Origin of the sequence: Vibrio sp. A11 (assembly GCF_013048705.1) — a bacterium.
In the GTDB taxonomy this organism is placed as follows: domain Bacteria; phylum Pseudomonadota; class Gammaproteobacteria; order Enterobacterales; family Vibrionaceae; genus Vibrio; species Vibrio metschnikovii.
This window is the reverse complement of the sequence record NZ_VHSI01000011.1, coordinates 36219-48800: the sequence shown is the minus strand read 5'-3', so window position 1 is coordinate 48800 and position 12582 is coordinate 36219. Positions and strand designations below refer to the sequence as shown.

The 12582-nt window shown below is 46.4% G+C and carries 15 protein-coding genes; 4 read left to right on the top strand and 11 right to left on the bottom strand.

Translation table 11 applies throughout. From position 1 onward, the window contains the following. Window positions 1-8: 8 nt before the first annotated feature. Window positions 9-1064, bottom strand: a complete 1056-nt coding sequence (gene mutY / locus FKQ60_RS12300; protein ID WP_161425471.1) for an A/G-specific adenine glycosylase — start codon at window positions 1062-1064, stop codon at window positions 9-11. 209 nt (window positions 1065-1273) lie between these two features. Here mutY and trmB point away from each other — a divergent pair, with 209 nt between their 5' ends. Next, window positions 1274-1993 (top strand): tRNA (guanosine(46)-N7)-methyltransferase TrmB, encoded by a 720-nt coding sequence (gene trmB / locus FKQ60_RS12295; RefSeq protein ID WP_154169244.1) that lies wholly within the window; start codon window positions 1274-1276, stop codon window positions 1991-1993. A gap of 191 nt (window positions 1994-2184) precedes the next feature. Next, on the top strand, window positions 2185-3105 hold the full coding sequence (glsB, locus tag FKQ60_RS12290) for a glutaminase B (protein WP_154169242.1): 921 nt from the start codon (window positions 2185-2187) through the stop codon (window positions 3103-3105). A 56-nt stretch (window positions 3106-3161) separates the two neighbouring features. On the opposite strand, the gene hemW is transcribed toward glsB, so the two are convergent. The 6 genes from hemW to FKQ60_RS12260 form a co-directional block, all read right to left on the bottom strand. After that, a complete protein-coding gene (gene hemW / locus FKQ60_RS12285; RefSeq protein WP_170904737.1) occupies window positions 3162-4331 on the bottom strand; it encodes a radical SAM family heme chaperone HemW in 1170 nt (389 codons plus the stop codon). Continuing rightward, complete coding sequence (locus FKQ60_RS12280) at window positions 4325-4930, bottom strand: XTP/dITP diphosphatase (RefSeq protein ID WP_158137781.1); 606 nt, start codon at window positions 4928-4930, stop codon at window positions 4325-4327. Before FKQ60_RS12280 ends, hemW begins: the two co-directional genes overlap by 7 nt. 92 nt (window positions 4931-5022) lie before the next feature. Next, window positions 5023-5316 (bottom strand): DUF167 family protein YggU, encoded by a 294-nt coding sequence (gene yggU, locus FKQ60_RS12275; protein WP_004396060.1) that lies wholly within the window; start codon window positions 5314-5316, stop codon window positions 5023-5025. After that, a complete protein-coding gene (locus FKQ60_RS12270) occupies window positions 5316-5873 on the bottom strand; it encodes a YggT family protein (protein ID WP_040904707.1) in 558 nt (185 codons plus the stop codon). The genes yggU and FKQ60_RS12270 overlap by 1 nt, the downstream gene beginning before the upstream one ends. A gap of 52 nt (window positions 5874-5925) precedes the next feature. After that, window positions 5926-6744: a pyrroline-5-carboxylate reductase gene (gene proC / locus FKQ60_RS12265; RefSeq protein ID WP_158144302.1), complete on the bottom strand. Its 819-nt coding sequence runs from the start codon at window positions 6742-6744 to the stop codon at window positions 5926-5928. A gap of 82 nt (window positions 6745-6826) precedes the next feature. Then, window positions 6827-7543 (bottom strand): YggS family pyridoxal phosphate-dependent enzyme, encoded by a 717-nt coding sequence (locus FKQ60_RS12260; protein WP_154169238.1) that lies wholly within the window; start codon window positions 7541-7543, stop codon window positions 6827-6829. Between the two features lie 26 nt (window positions 7544-7569). Here FKQ60_RS12260 and FKQ60_RS12255 point away from each other — a divergent pair, with 26 nt between their 5' ends. Next, a complete protein-coding gene (locus FKQ60_RS12255; RefSeq protein WP_154169236.1) occupies window positions 7570-8607 on the top strand; it encodes a type IV pilus twitching motility protein PilT in 1038 nt (345 codons plus the stop codon). A 10-nt stretch (window positions 8608-8617) separates the two neighbouring features. Beyond that, window positions 8618-9724 (top strand): PilT/PilU family type 4a pilus ATPase, encoded by a 1107-nt coding sequence (locus FKQ60_RS12250; protein ID WP_158144300.1) that lies wholly within the window; start codon window positions 8618-8620, stop codon window positions 9722-9724. 2 nt (window positions 9725-9726) lie between these two features. On the opposite strand, the gene ruvX is transcribed toward FKQ60_RS12250, so the two are convergent. From ruvX to rsmE, 4 genes are read right to left on the bottom strand one after another with little or no spacing between them, the layout of a single operon-like run. Then, complete coding sequence (gene ruvX / locus FKQ60_RS12245) at window positions 9727-10152, bottom strand: Holliday junction resolvase RuvX (RefSeq protein ID WP_004396054.1); 426 nt, start codon at window positions 10150-10152, stop codon at window positions 9727-9729. 60 nt (window positions 10153-10212) lie between these two features. After that, window positions 10213-10776 carry a YqgE/AlgH family protein gene (locus tag FKQ60_RS12240; RefSeq protein ID WP_170906573.1) on the bottom strand — a complete coding sequence of 188 codons (564 nt, stop codon included), beginning with the start codon at window positions 10774-10776 and terminating at the stop codon, window positions 10213-10215. 39 nt (window positions 10777-10815) lie between these two features. After that, window positions 10816-11772, bottom strand: coding sequence for a glutathione synthase (gshB, locus tag FKQ60_RS12235; RefSeq protein ID WP_170906572.1), 957 nt, complete (start codon window positions 11770-11772; stop codon window positions 10816-10818). A gap of 14 nt (window positions 11773-11786) precedes the next feature. Further along, window positions 11787-12518 (bottom strand): 16S rRNA (uracil(1498)-N(3))-methyltransferase, encoded by a 732-nt coding sequence (rsmE, locus tag FKQ60_RS12230; RefSeq protein WP_154169232.1) that lies wholly within the window; start codon window positions 12516-12518, stop codon window positions 11787-11789. Window positions 12519-12582: the final 64 nt, after the last annotated feature.

Here is a 12582-nt window from a genome sequence, read left to right as displayed (position 1 = left end):
TTAATCGTTTACGGATGAATTTCAAAGGGTAAGCTGTGCAACAACTGCTTTACAGGGGCTGCTAAGCCGATTTCTTCAGGCTGTTGTAAGTTATACCAAAGACCTTTCGTTCCTTCCATGATGATGTCTGGTTTATGAGTCAGTTCCAATAGAATCGGGGTAATATCTAAATGGTAATGACTAAAAGTATGCCGAAAGGCAATTAATGGGCGCTGAGATTGAATGTGGTTATCTTGTACAGCACGATGCGCTAACGTTGTTTCAATCTGCTGATCGGTATGTTGTGGAAAACAGTATAATCCGCCCCAAATCCCGACTTGTGGGCGTTGTTCAAGCCAGACTTGACCCTGATGATAAAGAATGACAAACCACGTTTGCTTGACTGGTTTGTCGCTTTTCGGTTTTTTACCAGGATAATCTAAGGGGTTACCTTGTTGCTTGGCAATACATAAGGATTCCACTGGACACAGTGTACATTTTGGCTTGCTACGGGTACAGATCATCGCTCCCATGTCCATCATCGCTTGATTGTATTTATCGACATCGACGCTTGGGGTCTGTTGCTCCGCATGCAGCCAAAGCTGGTTTTCAACGATTTTCTTTCCCGGCCATCCATCAACAGCAAAGCAGCGAGCTAGGGTCCGTTTAACGTTGCCATCTAAAATAGCATGCGGCTTTTTAAACACTGAAGAGAGCACTGCCGCTGCTGTCGAGCGACCAACACCAGGTAACGCATTCATCGCCTCCAGCTCGGTTGGAAACTGGCCTTGATACTGATCGACAATGATCTTTGCAGTTTTATGTAAGTTCCTCGCCCGAGCGTAGTAACCAAGGCCGGTCCAATAGTGCAGCACTTCGTCTTGTTGAGCCGCCGCTAAGTCAGCAACACTAGGAAAACGTTCAACAAAGCGCTGGTAATAAGGGATCACGGTGGTTACTTGGGTTTGTTGCAGCATGATTTCTGATAGCCATACCGTATAGGCCGTTTTATTTTGCTGCCAAGGCAGATGCTTTCGCCCATAGGCGTCATACCAAGTCAAAATTGCGGAAGCGAATGGAGTCACGACATGCTCTGTAATAATAAAAATAATGAATCAAAATTGCACCACAGAATGCCCGTCGAGTACAACCGATAAATTATAAGGGTATCTTTAAGGTTTCAGGTGATCGTTCTAGTGAAGCGCTGGACTATAATAACACTTGCATGGCAAGCAATTCTTTGGATAATCACACTCCCTTTGAGTGAAGACGAAAAAATAGACAGGCAATCGCAATGAGTGAAGTTACCACCAATCAATTGACAGAAGATGGCAAAGTGCTACGTAGAATCCGTAGTTTTGTGCGTCGTGAAGGTCGACTAACCAAAGGTCAAGAAGCGGCGATGAAAGCCTGCTGGCCAACCATGGGGATTGATTATCAAACCGAGTTACTGGATTGGGCTCAGGTGTTTGGTAACCAAAATCCAGTGGTGTTAGAAATTGGGTTTGGCATGGGAGCCTCATTGGTTGAAATGGCAAAAAATGCCCCACATAAAAATTTCATTGGTATTGAAGTGCATAGCCCTGGTGTTGGTGCTTGTTTGGCTTCCGCCCGCGATGCTGGTGTGACTAACTTACGAGTGATGTGCCACGATGCGGTTGAAGTTTTTGCTAACATGATCCCTGATAATAGCTTGGCGACGCTACAACTGTTTTTTCCTGATCCTTGGCATAAAAAACGTCACCATAAGCGCCGTATTGTGCAGTTAGAGTTTGCAGAAATGGTGCGACAAAAACTGATCGTTGGCGAAGGGGTATTTCATATGGCAACGGACTGGGAAAATTACGCTGAGCATATGATTGAAGTGATGAATCAAGCACCTGGTTATCGTAATCTCGCCCTGGAAGGGGATTATATTCCACGTCCAGAAGAGCGTCCGTTAACCAAGTTTGAACAGCGCGGCCATCGCCTAGGCCATGGCGTATGGGATATTAAATTCCAACGAGTGAGTTAACCTGTCCTACCAGTTTATGCTGGACAAGTATCAAGCTCGGCAAGATACTGCTTAGAACTTAGCCAACATGGTTTATCGTGTTGGCTTTTTTGACTCTCCCTACATTAAAAATCTGTTGGGCGATGAGACGGTAACTCATTTGGCCGTTCCATTGTTTTCAGCGGCAATAATAATAAAAGTAAACTCAGACTATGAAACCAAGCTCCGCTATTTTAGCGACCATTCTCGATGAAGTTCGTCCATTGATTGGACAAGGCAAAGTGGCTAACTACATTCCCGCTCTGGCCCAAGTGGCGAGCGATAAACTCGGTATCGCGGTTTACACTAACCAAGGCGAGATCTTTGCTGCTGGTGATGCGCAGGAGGGATTTTCCATCCAATCGATTTCCAAAGCGTTAAGTTTAACCTTGGCGATGGGTTTATATCAGCCAGAGGAGCTGTGGCAGCGGGTTGGCAAAGAGCCTTCTGGACAAGCTTTTAATTCATTGATTCAGCTGGAAATGGAGCAGGGCATCCCGCGTAATCCATTTATTAATGCCGGAGCGATTGTGATCGCGGATATGCTTTATAGCCGCTTATCCGCCCCTCGCCAGCGTTTGCTGGAATTTGTGCGTCAGTTAAGTGGTGAAGAGCAGATCATCTATGACAAAGTGGTGGCAGCGTCGGAAATGATGCACAGTGATCGTAATGCTTCGATTGCTTATTTAATGCGCTCGTTTGGTAATTTTGAAAACGAAGTGATTCCGGTCTTAAATAACTATTTTCACGCTTGTGCACTAAAAATGAGCTGTGTTGAATTAGCGAAAACATTCAGCTATTTGGCCAACAAAGGGGTCTCGGTACACACGGGGCAGCGCGTGGTTAGTGTGACGCAAAGTAAGCAAATCAATGCGTTATTAGCTACCTGTGGTCTTTATGATGGTGCGGGTGAATTTGCTTATCGAGTGGGCATGCCGGGTAAATCGGGGGTCGGTGGTGGCATCATCGCTATTGTGCCCGGTGAAATGACCATTGCGGTTTGGTCTCCTGAGCTTGATCCATCAGGTAATTCGTTAGCGGGCACTAAAGCGCTGGAGCTGTTGTCCGAGCGCATTGGCCGCTCAATTTTCTAGCTGATTAAAATGGCTACTGGCAATCATTCGATTGTCAGTAGCGAGTTGTTGTTGAGTTACTCTTCAGCCATAAATGCCGCCAGTAAATCATTCAAAAATAACTTACCATGTTCAGTGATCTGCCACGAAGTCGCATCTTGGGTTAAGTAATTCATCTCACACGCCCATTGGATGGTTGGCTCAATTACACTTAACGCTAGCCCTGTGGTGGTGGTGAAATCTTGTTTTGGACACGCTTCGAGCAGACGAAATCGGTTCATGAAAAATTCAAAAGGGCGATCGCCGGCGGCAACGAGCTGTTCATCACTCAAATAAGGCTTCACCATATTTTGATAAGCCGCTAAGTAACCACGTGGATGTTTCACTTTAGTGGTGCGAATAATTCGGCCATCAGCAAAGCTCAATTTACCGTGCGCTCCACAGCCAATGCCCAGATAGTCACCAAATCGCCAGTAATTGAGGTTATGTTGGCATTGATAACCAGGCTTACTGTAGCCAGAGATTTCATATTGTACATAACCTGCCTCAGTGAGTTTTTGATGGCCAAGTTCAAAAATATCCCACAGTGCATCATCATCGGGCAGAGTGGGGGGCTTAGAATAAAACAGCGTATTAGGTTCAATGGTTAATTGATACCAAGACAGGTGAGGAGGATTTAACGCTATCGCTTGGTCTAAATCATCCAAGGCTTGCGCTAGGCTTTGATCGGGCAGGCCGTGCATTAAATCCAAATTAAAGCTTTTTAAACCAATGGCATGCGCCAGTTTTGCCGCACGTACTGCCTCTTGTTGGCCATGAATACGACCTAAGTGGGCTAACTTCTCGGTGGCAAAGCTTTGTACGCCAATCGAGATTCGAGTGACGCCTGCGAGGCGATAAGCCGCGAAACGCTCAGCTTCAATCGTACCAGGGTTGGCTTCCATGGTGATCTCAATCTCAGGTTGAAACGGAATGCGCGCGGCAATGCCGTCAATCAAATCTTGGATGCCTTGTGGTGAAATTAAGCTCGGCGTCCCCCCGCCGATAAAGATCGAATGCAATCGCCTTGGATCGTTAGCAAGCTGATAGCGCTCAATATCACGATCCAGATCTTCCAGTAGTGCAGCGATATATTGCGTTTCAGGGATCTCTTCTTTTAAGGCGTGAGAGTTAAAATCGCAATAAGGGCATTTTTGTACGCACCACGGGATATGGGCGTACAAGCTCAACTTGGGCGGTGTTAGCATGAGGCGCGTTGCTCTTTTAAGGCTTGGAACAGTAATTGTAGAGCTTTAGCGCGATGAGAGAGCTGCTTTTTACGGGCGGCAGGTAACTGGGCAGAAGCGCAGTTTTCTTCGGGAACCCAGAAAATGGGATCGTAACCAAAGCCATGCTCACCACGAGGCTCAGTTAAGATTTCACCTTGCCACTGACCATGACAAACCAGAGGTGTTGGGTCGTTAGCATGACGCAGATAGACTAAAACACAGTGAAAGCGAGCGGTTCTCTGTTCACTCGGCACACCTTCTAAGCGGGTTAATAACTTTTGCAGGTTATCGTTATCTGAAGCATTGGCTCCGGCATAGCGCGCAGAATAAATGCCCGGTGCGCCATCAAGATAGTCAACCTCGAGTCCAGAATCATCGGCAATCGCTGGTAGACCAGTAAGGGCAGCGGCATGACGTGCTTTGATGATGGCATTTTCAATAAAGGTTAAGCCTGTTTCATCAGCATCTGGCACATTTAATTCACTTTGTGCGATAACCTCAAAACCGAAATCGGCTAATAAATCGGCCATTTCCGCGACTTTTCCTCGGTTACCAGTGGCTAAAACAATCTTATTCATAAATCTCTCACGTCTGAATAGGGAGCTCGATGAGACTTGTCGTCATCGCTAACGGTTATTGTACAACAGTTCGGAGAAAAAAATTCCCCACATTAAGTGGGGAACAGAGCTTGAATTTCGGCAGGGATCACCGTAGGTGAGAGGATGCGTACTTGTTTATGCCGCCCTAGCTGGCCTTTTTCTATTTCAACCGCGCTTTTCGATACTTTACACAGTTTGGCAAGATAGCGGCTTAAATGGGCATTCGCTTTTCCATCAACAGGTGGCGCAGTGATGGCTATTTTGAGCTCATCACCGTGCTGCCCCACTAAACTATCGCGGCTGGCTTTAGGTTGGACATAAATCCGCAGGCAAAGATCTTGCCCATCAAGCCAAGCGATTGACATTACAACTGATACCAAATGGGGCCAATGAAATCACCCATTAAAAAGTTAGCGAATTGTAGAATAATAAACAGCACTAAAATGCTTAAATCGAAACCACCCATCGCTGGGATGATCCGGCGAATAGGGCTTAGCATAGGTTCGGTTAATTGATGGAAAACAAACTCTATTGGGCTACGTCCTTGGCTGACCCAGCTCAAAATTGCCCGGATCAGTAAGATCCAAAACAGTAATCCACCGGCTGCTTTGACTAAAGACAATAAGCCAAACCATAAGAAATCGAGACTGAAGACCATCGCACCCTTAGAGACCATCAGGATCAGAACGACGAATTTGAGCACCGATAACACATAAGCAAAGAGGATGGTGGCAAGGTCCAGATTACCCACCGAGGGGATCATTCGACGTAATGGCGCAACCACGGGTTGAGTGGTTTTGACAATAAATTGTGAAAACGGATTATAAAAATCGGCGCGAGCGGCTTGTAGCCAAACACGCAGAATAACCACCATGATATAGATATCAAACAAGGTGGAGATTAAAAAGCTCATAGCATTCATGAGAAAGCCCTTATGATAAATTAATGAATAGAGTACTGAAATGGCGGTCTATTTAAAATAGTTTTTCCATCTCTTGCGCACGATGGACTGCGGCACGCATGGCCTTAGCAACAATATCCGATAGCTGATGCTGCTCAAAGGTTGCGATAGCTTGTGCTGTCGTGCCTCCTTTGGACGTCACTTGCTCACGTAAGATTGCTAGCTCTAGCTGCGGGTTTGCTGCAACCATCTGCGCTGCGCCTAACGCCGACTGCTCCACCAATAAGCGTGCGGTTTGCTTATCAAATCCCTGAGCGATTGCCTCGGCTTGCATGGCTTCCATAAACAAGAAAAAGTAGGCCGGTGCGCTACCTGCGGCGGCGATGACACTATTGATTGCTGATTCTTCACTCACCCAGCAAGTTTTTCCCACCGAACTCATCAACTGCTCAGTGAAGTTTTTGTCACTTTCACTTGCCTCTGGTGCGGCAAATAACCCTGCCATGCCTTGATTAACCAATGAGGGGGTGTTTGGCATCACCCGTACTAACGCAGGTTGAGTATTGAGCAATTGTTGCAAGCGCGCTACCGAAATCCCCGCGGCGATAGAAATAACTAATTTATTTGACCAATCAATAGCTTGCATCGGTTGACATACTTCAGCCATTAATTGAGGTTTTACCGCCAGCACCACGACATCCGCTTGCTGAGCGGCGGCGAGATTATCGCTGGTGGTTTTAATCGCATACTGAGTATGTAACGAGGCTAAGTTGGCTTGGGACGGCGCGCTGGCAATGATCCGCTGCGCTGGATAACCACTGGCAATCAGGCCAGCGATGATCGCATGAGCCATATTTCCTGCGCCAATAAAAGCAATCGTTCTTTGTTCCATAATGATGTTCTATCCTACAGTTGGCTACTCTGGTGGTAGCGGGTCATTGTTCGACGAAAAGTAAACCTGCTTTGAGCAAGGATCATGGTTTCGTTGAGGTTGGATAATCGCGCTGGCCAAAAATCGCCGTTCCAATGCGTACCATCGTACTTCCGGCTTCGATGGCCGCTTGCATATCACCACTCATCCCCATTGATAGAGTATCCAGTGCTGGATAGCGTTCCCTTAAGCGTGCTTGCAGGTCAGCTAAGCGCTGAAAAGCAACCAATTGCTCAGCATAATCAGCGACGTTCTCTGGGATGGACATCAACCCTCTTAATGTGAGGTTCGGTAGTTCAGAAATCAACTCTGCTAATGGAAACAACGCTTGCTCACTAATACCGGATTTTGAGGTTTCACCACTGGTGTTTACCTGAATTAAGACCTGTAACGGTGCTTTGTGAGCCGGACGTTGCTCACTCAGTCGCTGAGCGATTTTTGCTCTATCCACGGTGTGCATCCAGTCAAAATGTTCGGCAATAAGACGAGTTTTATTGGATTGCAATGGGCCAATAAAATGCCATTCTAAATCGAGTTGTGGATGATGCTCAGCAAAATAGCGAATTTTATTCACCCCTTCTTGAACATAGTTTTCTCCAAAAGCAAGTTGCCCAGCAAGGGCTGCTTCGAGAATTGCCTCGACAGGTTTGGTTTTACTGACCGCTAAAAGTTGCACAGAGCTTGGAGAGCGACCACACTTTTGTTGTGCGCTCTTAATCTGTGAGGTGATCTGTTCAATGTTTTGTTGAATACTACTCATGGCTCGACTTTATTAAGGAAAAATAAATGGATATCTCAGAGTTACTGGATTTTAGTGTAAAGCATAATGCGTCAGATCTACATCTTTCTGCAGGTGTTCCGCCCATGGTCCGGATTGATGGTGAAGTCCGTAAGCTGGGAGTGCCTGCTTTTAGTCATGCTGACGTGCATCGATTAATCTTTGCCATCATGAATGATGCCCAGCGCAGTGAATATGAAGAGCGCCTCGAAGTCGATTTTTCATTTGAGCTACCGAATGTGGGACGTTTTCGGGTTAATGCCTTTCATCAGTCGCGCGGCAGCTCCGCCGTATTTCGAACGATTCCTACAGTGATCCCAACGTTGGATCAGTTGAATGCTCCGGAGATCTTTCGAAAAATATCCAATTATGAGAAAGGGTTAGTCCTTGTTACTGGCCCCACTGGATCCGGTAAATCGACAACGTTAGCGGCAATGGTTGATTATATCAATACTCATCATAATAAACACATTTTGACCATTGAAGATCCGATAGAATTTGTGCATAGCAATAATAAGTGTTTGATTAACCAGCGTGAAGTTCATCGTGATACCCATAGTTTTAAAAATGCGTTACGTTCGGCGCTGCGAGAAGACCCTGATGTGATCTTAGTCGGTGAGCTGCGTGATCAAGAGACAATCAGTTTAGCGTTAACCGCCGCTGAAACGGGACATTTAGTGTTTGGTACGCTACACACTAGTTCTGCCGCAAAAACCATTGATCGGATTATCGATGTATTCCCGGGCAGCGATAAAGACATGGTGCGTTCGATGTTATCGGAATCGCTGCGTGCGGTGATTGCGCAAAAACTGTTTAAGCGAGTCGGAGGGGGGCGCGTGGCGTGTCACGAAATTATGTTAGCGACTCCTGCGATTCGTAACTTGATCCGGGAAGATAAAGTCGCACAGATGTATTCGATCATCCAAACGGGCGCTGCGCATGGGATGCAAACTATGGAGCAGCATGCTAAGCAGTTGGTCGCTCAAGGGGTTGTGGATTTACCAGAGGTCCAACAAAAACTTGGTTTAGACAGCTCATCATTCTAAGGAGCGCATCATGCAATTGGATCAAATATTACAAGAGATGCTCACCCAAGGGGCGTCCGATCTCTACATCACTGTCGCGGCTCCAATTTTGTATCGCGTTAATGGTGATCTCCAACCTCAGGGGGAAGCGTTAAGTGAAGCTCAGGTCAAAGAGTTGTTGTTGCGGATGATGGATAGCGACCGACAAACGGAGTTTAACCAAACGCGTGAGGCCAATTTTGCGATTGTGCGTGATTTTGGCCGTTTCCGAGTCAGTGCCTTTTTTCAGCGTGAGCTACCGGGTGCCGTGATTCGCCGGATCGAAACGCAAATTCCTAGTTTTGATGACTTGCAGTTACCGGAGGTGCTTAAAGATCTGGCGCTAACCAAGCGGGGTTTAGTGTTAGTGGTCGGTGCGACAGGCTCGGGAAAATCAACCACCATGGCGGCGATGACCGGTTATCGTAATTTGAAAACCCGCGGGCACATTCTTACTGTCGAGGATCCGATTGAATTTGTTCATCCTCATCAAGGCTGTATTGTGACTCAGCGTGAAGTCGGCTTAGATACTGAGAGCTATGAAGTGGCATTGAAAAATTCACTTCGCCAAGCGCCGGACATGATTTTGATTGGTGAAATACGCAGTCGTGAAACCATGGAATACGCGATGACCTTTGCCGAAACCGGGCATTTATGTATGGCAACCTTACACGCCAACAATGCCAACCAAGCCTTAGAGCGTATTTTACATTTGATGCCGAAAGAGAAAAAAGAACAGTTTCTGTTTGATTTATCGATGAACTTAAAAGGAGTGATTGGTCAGCAACTGCTGCGTGATAAACAAGGTAAAGGGCGTCATGGCGTGTTTGAGATTTTGCTCAATAGTCCAAGAATGGCGGATTTGATCCGCCGTGGCGATTTGCACGAATTAAAAGCAACCATGGCTAAATCGAAAGAAGTGGGAATGCAAACCTTCGATCAAGCGCTGTATCAATTGGTGATTGACGATAAAATCACTGAGCAAGATGCGCTGCACAGCGCCGATTCAGCCAATGATTTACGCCTTATGCTCAAAACCCAGCGGGGAGAGGGCTACTCTTCTGGTGCGTTGGATAATATTAAGATTGATATGGAGTGAGACTAGTTTGCCCATTGTCTTTCAAACCAGCTTTCTAAGATCACGACCGCTGATTGGCAGTCTATATTGCCTTTACTGAGTGCCTTGTAGCCGCCGTGGGCAAACAGCTCGGAGCGTGCCTCTGCGGTCGATAGGCGTTCATCGTGCAGCTCAACGGGTAAGCCGAAGCGTCCGTGTAAGCGGTTAGCAAATTTTTTCGCCCGTGGAGTGATGGTATCTAAATCTTTGCCATGTAAGTCAGTGGGTAAGCCAACCACTAATAGATTGGGTTGCCACTCTTTGATCTGTTTTTCTATCTCATCCCAATTGGGGATGCCATCATTGGCTTTAAAGGCTTTTAATGGCGAGGCCGTTCCGGTAATTTCTTGACCGATAGCACTACCGATACTTTTAGTGCCGAAATCAAAGGCCATAATGGTACGCGACATAATAGACGTCTCATTGCTGTGGCGCATTAACTCGATGGTTAATGCGCCTTAAAGGTTAAGTTAGGCATGGCCTGATTGAGGAGCCAGTTGGGCGGGATTAATGCCTAATTTTTGAATCGCTTTTTGCCATTTTTCATGGACTGGCGTATCAAAGATTAAATCGGCATCCGCTTCAATGGTTAGCCAAGAGTTGTCGGTTAACTCTTGTTCTAATTGGCCTGGAGACCAACCAGAATAACCTAATGCGACAATATAACCATTCGGTTCCGCCTCAGTACCGAGTACACAGAGGATATCTTTCGAAGTGGTTACCGCAATATCGTCGGTCATCTTCATGGTCGACTCATAATGATCTTTCATTCGATGCAGAACAAATCCACGATCTTCGGAAATCGGCCCACCGTTAAAGACCGGTTTCTTTAGGCTTTGCTCTCGAGAGTGTGGGTAAGCGGGCTCGATCTCGACCTGTTTTAGCATCCCACTGACCGTAATATCGATCGGAGCATTGATCATTAGCCCCATTGCACCCTCTTCATTATGTTCACAGACGTAGATCACGCTGCGTTTGAAGTAAGGATCTTGCATACTGGGCATGGCAACGAGAAAATGATTAGTCAGATTCATCTAATCTTCAATCCTTTGGTATTGAGGAGCGTTAAGCTCCTACATAGATAAGGCCTTAATACGACGTTCAATCGCATCCATCAGCTTGCCGGTAATCGAGATATCAAAAGCGGCTTCGATTTCACGAATACAGGTTGGGCTAGTGACATTGATTTCGGTGAGTTTATCACCAATCACATCAAGACCGACAAAGATCAAGCCTTTTTCTTTTAATGTTGGAGCCACAGCTAACGCAATCGCTTTATCGGTTTCACTCAGTGGTCGAGCTTCTCCCCTTCCTCCAGCCGCTAAGTTACCACGGGTCTCACCTTGAGCAGGAATACGTGCTAAGCAATATGGCATTGGCTCACCATCGACAACTAGGATCCGTTTGTCACCGTTACTGATATCGGGGACAAAGGTTTGTGCCATGCAGTAGGTTTGTCCGTGGTTGGTCAGCGTTTCGATGATCACCGATACGTTAGGATCGCCTTGTTTAATGCGAAAAATTGATGATCCGCCCATACCATCGAGCGGTTTTAAGATCACATCGCCGTATTGCTCACGAAAGGCTTTAATTTTTTCCGCTTTACGAGTCACCAGTGTGGTAGGCGTTAATTCTGGAAACCAAGCGGTAAATAATTTTTCATTACAATCACGCAGGCTTTGCGGTTTATTGACGATCAGTGTGCCTTCTTCTTCCGCTCTTTCCAGAATATACGTTGCGTAAATATACTCGGTATCAAAAGGGGGATCTTTACGCATCAATACGGCATCAAGATCCGCGAGACGAATGGTTTGCTCAGACTGAAATTGATACCAAGCCGCGGGATCTTCTTTGACGCTGACCACTTTGGTATCCGCCATAGCCACACCTTGTTCTAAGTGCAGATCAGCCATTTCCATGTAATGAATTTGATAACCACGACGCTGTGCTTCAAGCATCATGGCAAAGCTGGAATCTTTTTTAATATTAATTGATGAAATGGGATCCATCACGATGCCAAGTTTAATCATTGAATTTCTCCGAGTTAGCCAAGATCGCCGAAACGAACTTGTAGCGCTGTAATGGCAGTCAGTGCTGCGGTTTCGGTGCGCAATACGCGAGGACCGAGCAGCGTTTCTGCAAAGTGGTATTGTTCGGTCATGGCAATTTCTTGCTCAGATAGGCCGCCTTCTGGACCTATCAATAAACGGACGTTGCTTACCGGTTCAGGTAAGGTATTGATCGAATAGGACGCGCGAGGGTGTAAATTGAGTTTAAGTGCCTGACTAGGCTCAGCGCACCAAGCTTCTAATTCCATCACTGGGCGGATGACAGGGATCCGATTTCGGCCACATTGTTCGCAGGCAGCAATCGCTATCTTTTGCCATTGCAGAAGTTTTTTTTCAAAGCGTTTTGGATCCAGTTTTACCCCACAACGCTCTGATAATAAAGGCGTAATAGTATTCACGCCAAGCTCGACCGATTTTTGGATGGTGAATTCCATTTTATCACCGCGAGAAATCACTTGCCCAAGATGTAAATTGAGCGGTGATTCAATGCTTTTTTCAATGCGTTGCTGAATGTCAACGGTCAGCTGCTTTTTGCTGATCTCACTGATCACCGCAGGAAATTCAGCATCACTCCCATCAAACAACGTCACCGATTGACCGGGCTGCATACGCAGAACTTTACCGATATGATTGGCGGCGTCGTCACTGAGGGCAAGCGTGCCCAATTGGTGGATAGGGGAGGGATGATAAATTCGAGGAATACGCATGCCAAGTTCCTAATAATTGATGACAAAGCGATACTTTGGTGACTTGAAGATCGCACAGTATGGA

What these genes read in the sequence shown, in the direction of transcription:
- ruvX (WP_004396054.1), bottom strand. Translation starts at nt 10,152, where the DNA reads ATGTCGCGTACCATTATGGCCTTTGATTTCGGCACTAAAAGTATCGGT.
- FKQ60_RS12255 (WP_154169236.1), top strand. Translation starts at nt 7,570, where the DNA reads ATGGATATCTCAGAGTTACTGGATTTTAGTGTAAAGCATAATGCGTCA.
- FKQ60_RS12270 (WP_040904707.1), bottom strand. Translation starts at nt 5,873, where the DNA reads ATGAATGCTATGAGCTTTTTAATCTCCACCTTGTTTGATATCTATATC.
- FKQ60_RS12260 (WP_154169238.1), bottom strand. Translation starts at nt 7,543, where the DNA reads ATGAGTAGTATTCAACAAAACATTGAACAGATCACCTCACAGATTAAG.
- proC (WP_158144302.1), bottom strand. Translation starts at nt 6,744, where the DNA reads ATGGAACAAAGAACGATTGCTTTTATTGGCGCAGGAAATATGGCTCAT.
- hemW (WP_170904737.1), bottom strand. Translation starts at nt 4,331, where the DNA reads ATGCTAACACCGCCCAAGTTGAGCTTGTACGCCCATATCCCGTGGTGC.
- gshB (WP_170906572.1), bottom strand. Translation starts at nt 11,772, where the DNA reads ATGATTAAACTTGGCATCGTGATGGATCCCATTTCATCAATTAATATT.
- FKQ60_RS12250 (WP_158144300.1), top strand. Translation starts at nt 8,618, where the DNA reads ATGCAATTGGATCAAATATTACAAGAGATGCTCACCCAAGGGGCGTCC.
- glsB (WP_154169242.1), top strand. Translation starts at nt 2,185, where the DNA reads ATGAAACCAAGCTCCGCTATTTTAGCGACCATTCTCGATGAAGTTCGT.
- yggU (WP_004396060.1), bottom strand. Translation starts at nt 5,316, where the DNA reads ATGTCAATCGCTTGGCTTGATGGGCAAGATCTTTGCCTGCGGATTTAT.
- FKQ60_RS12240 (WP_170906573.1), bottom strand. Translation starts at nt 10,776, where the DNA reads ATGAATCTGACTAATCATTTTCTCGTTGCCATGCCCAGTATGCAAGAT.
- rsmE (WP_154169232.1), bottom strand. Translation starts at nt 12,518, where the DNA reads ATGCGTATTCCTCGAATTTATCATCCCTCCCCTATCCACCAATTGGGC.
- trmB (WP_154169244.1), top strand. Translation starts at nt 1,274, where the DNA reads ATGAGTGAAGTTACCACCAATCAATTGACAGAAGATGGCAAAGTGCTA.
- FKQ60_RS12280 (WP_158137781.1), bottom strand. Translation starts at nt 4,930, where the DNA reads ATGAATAAGATTGTTTTAGCCACTGGTAACCGAGGAAAAGTCGCGGAA.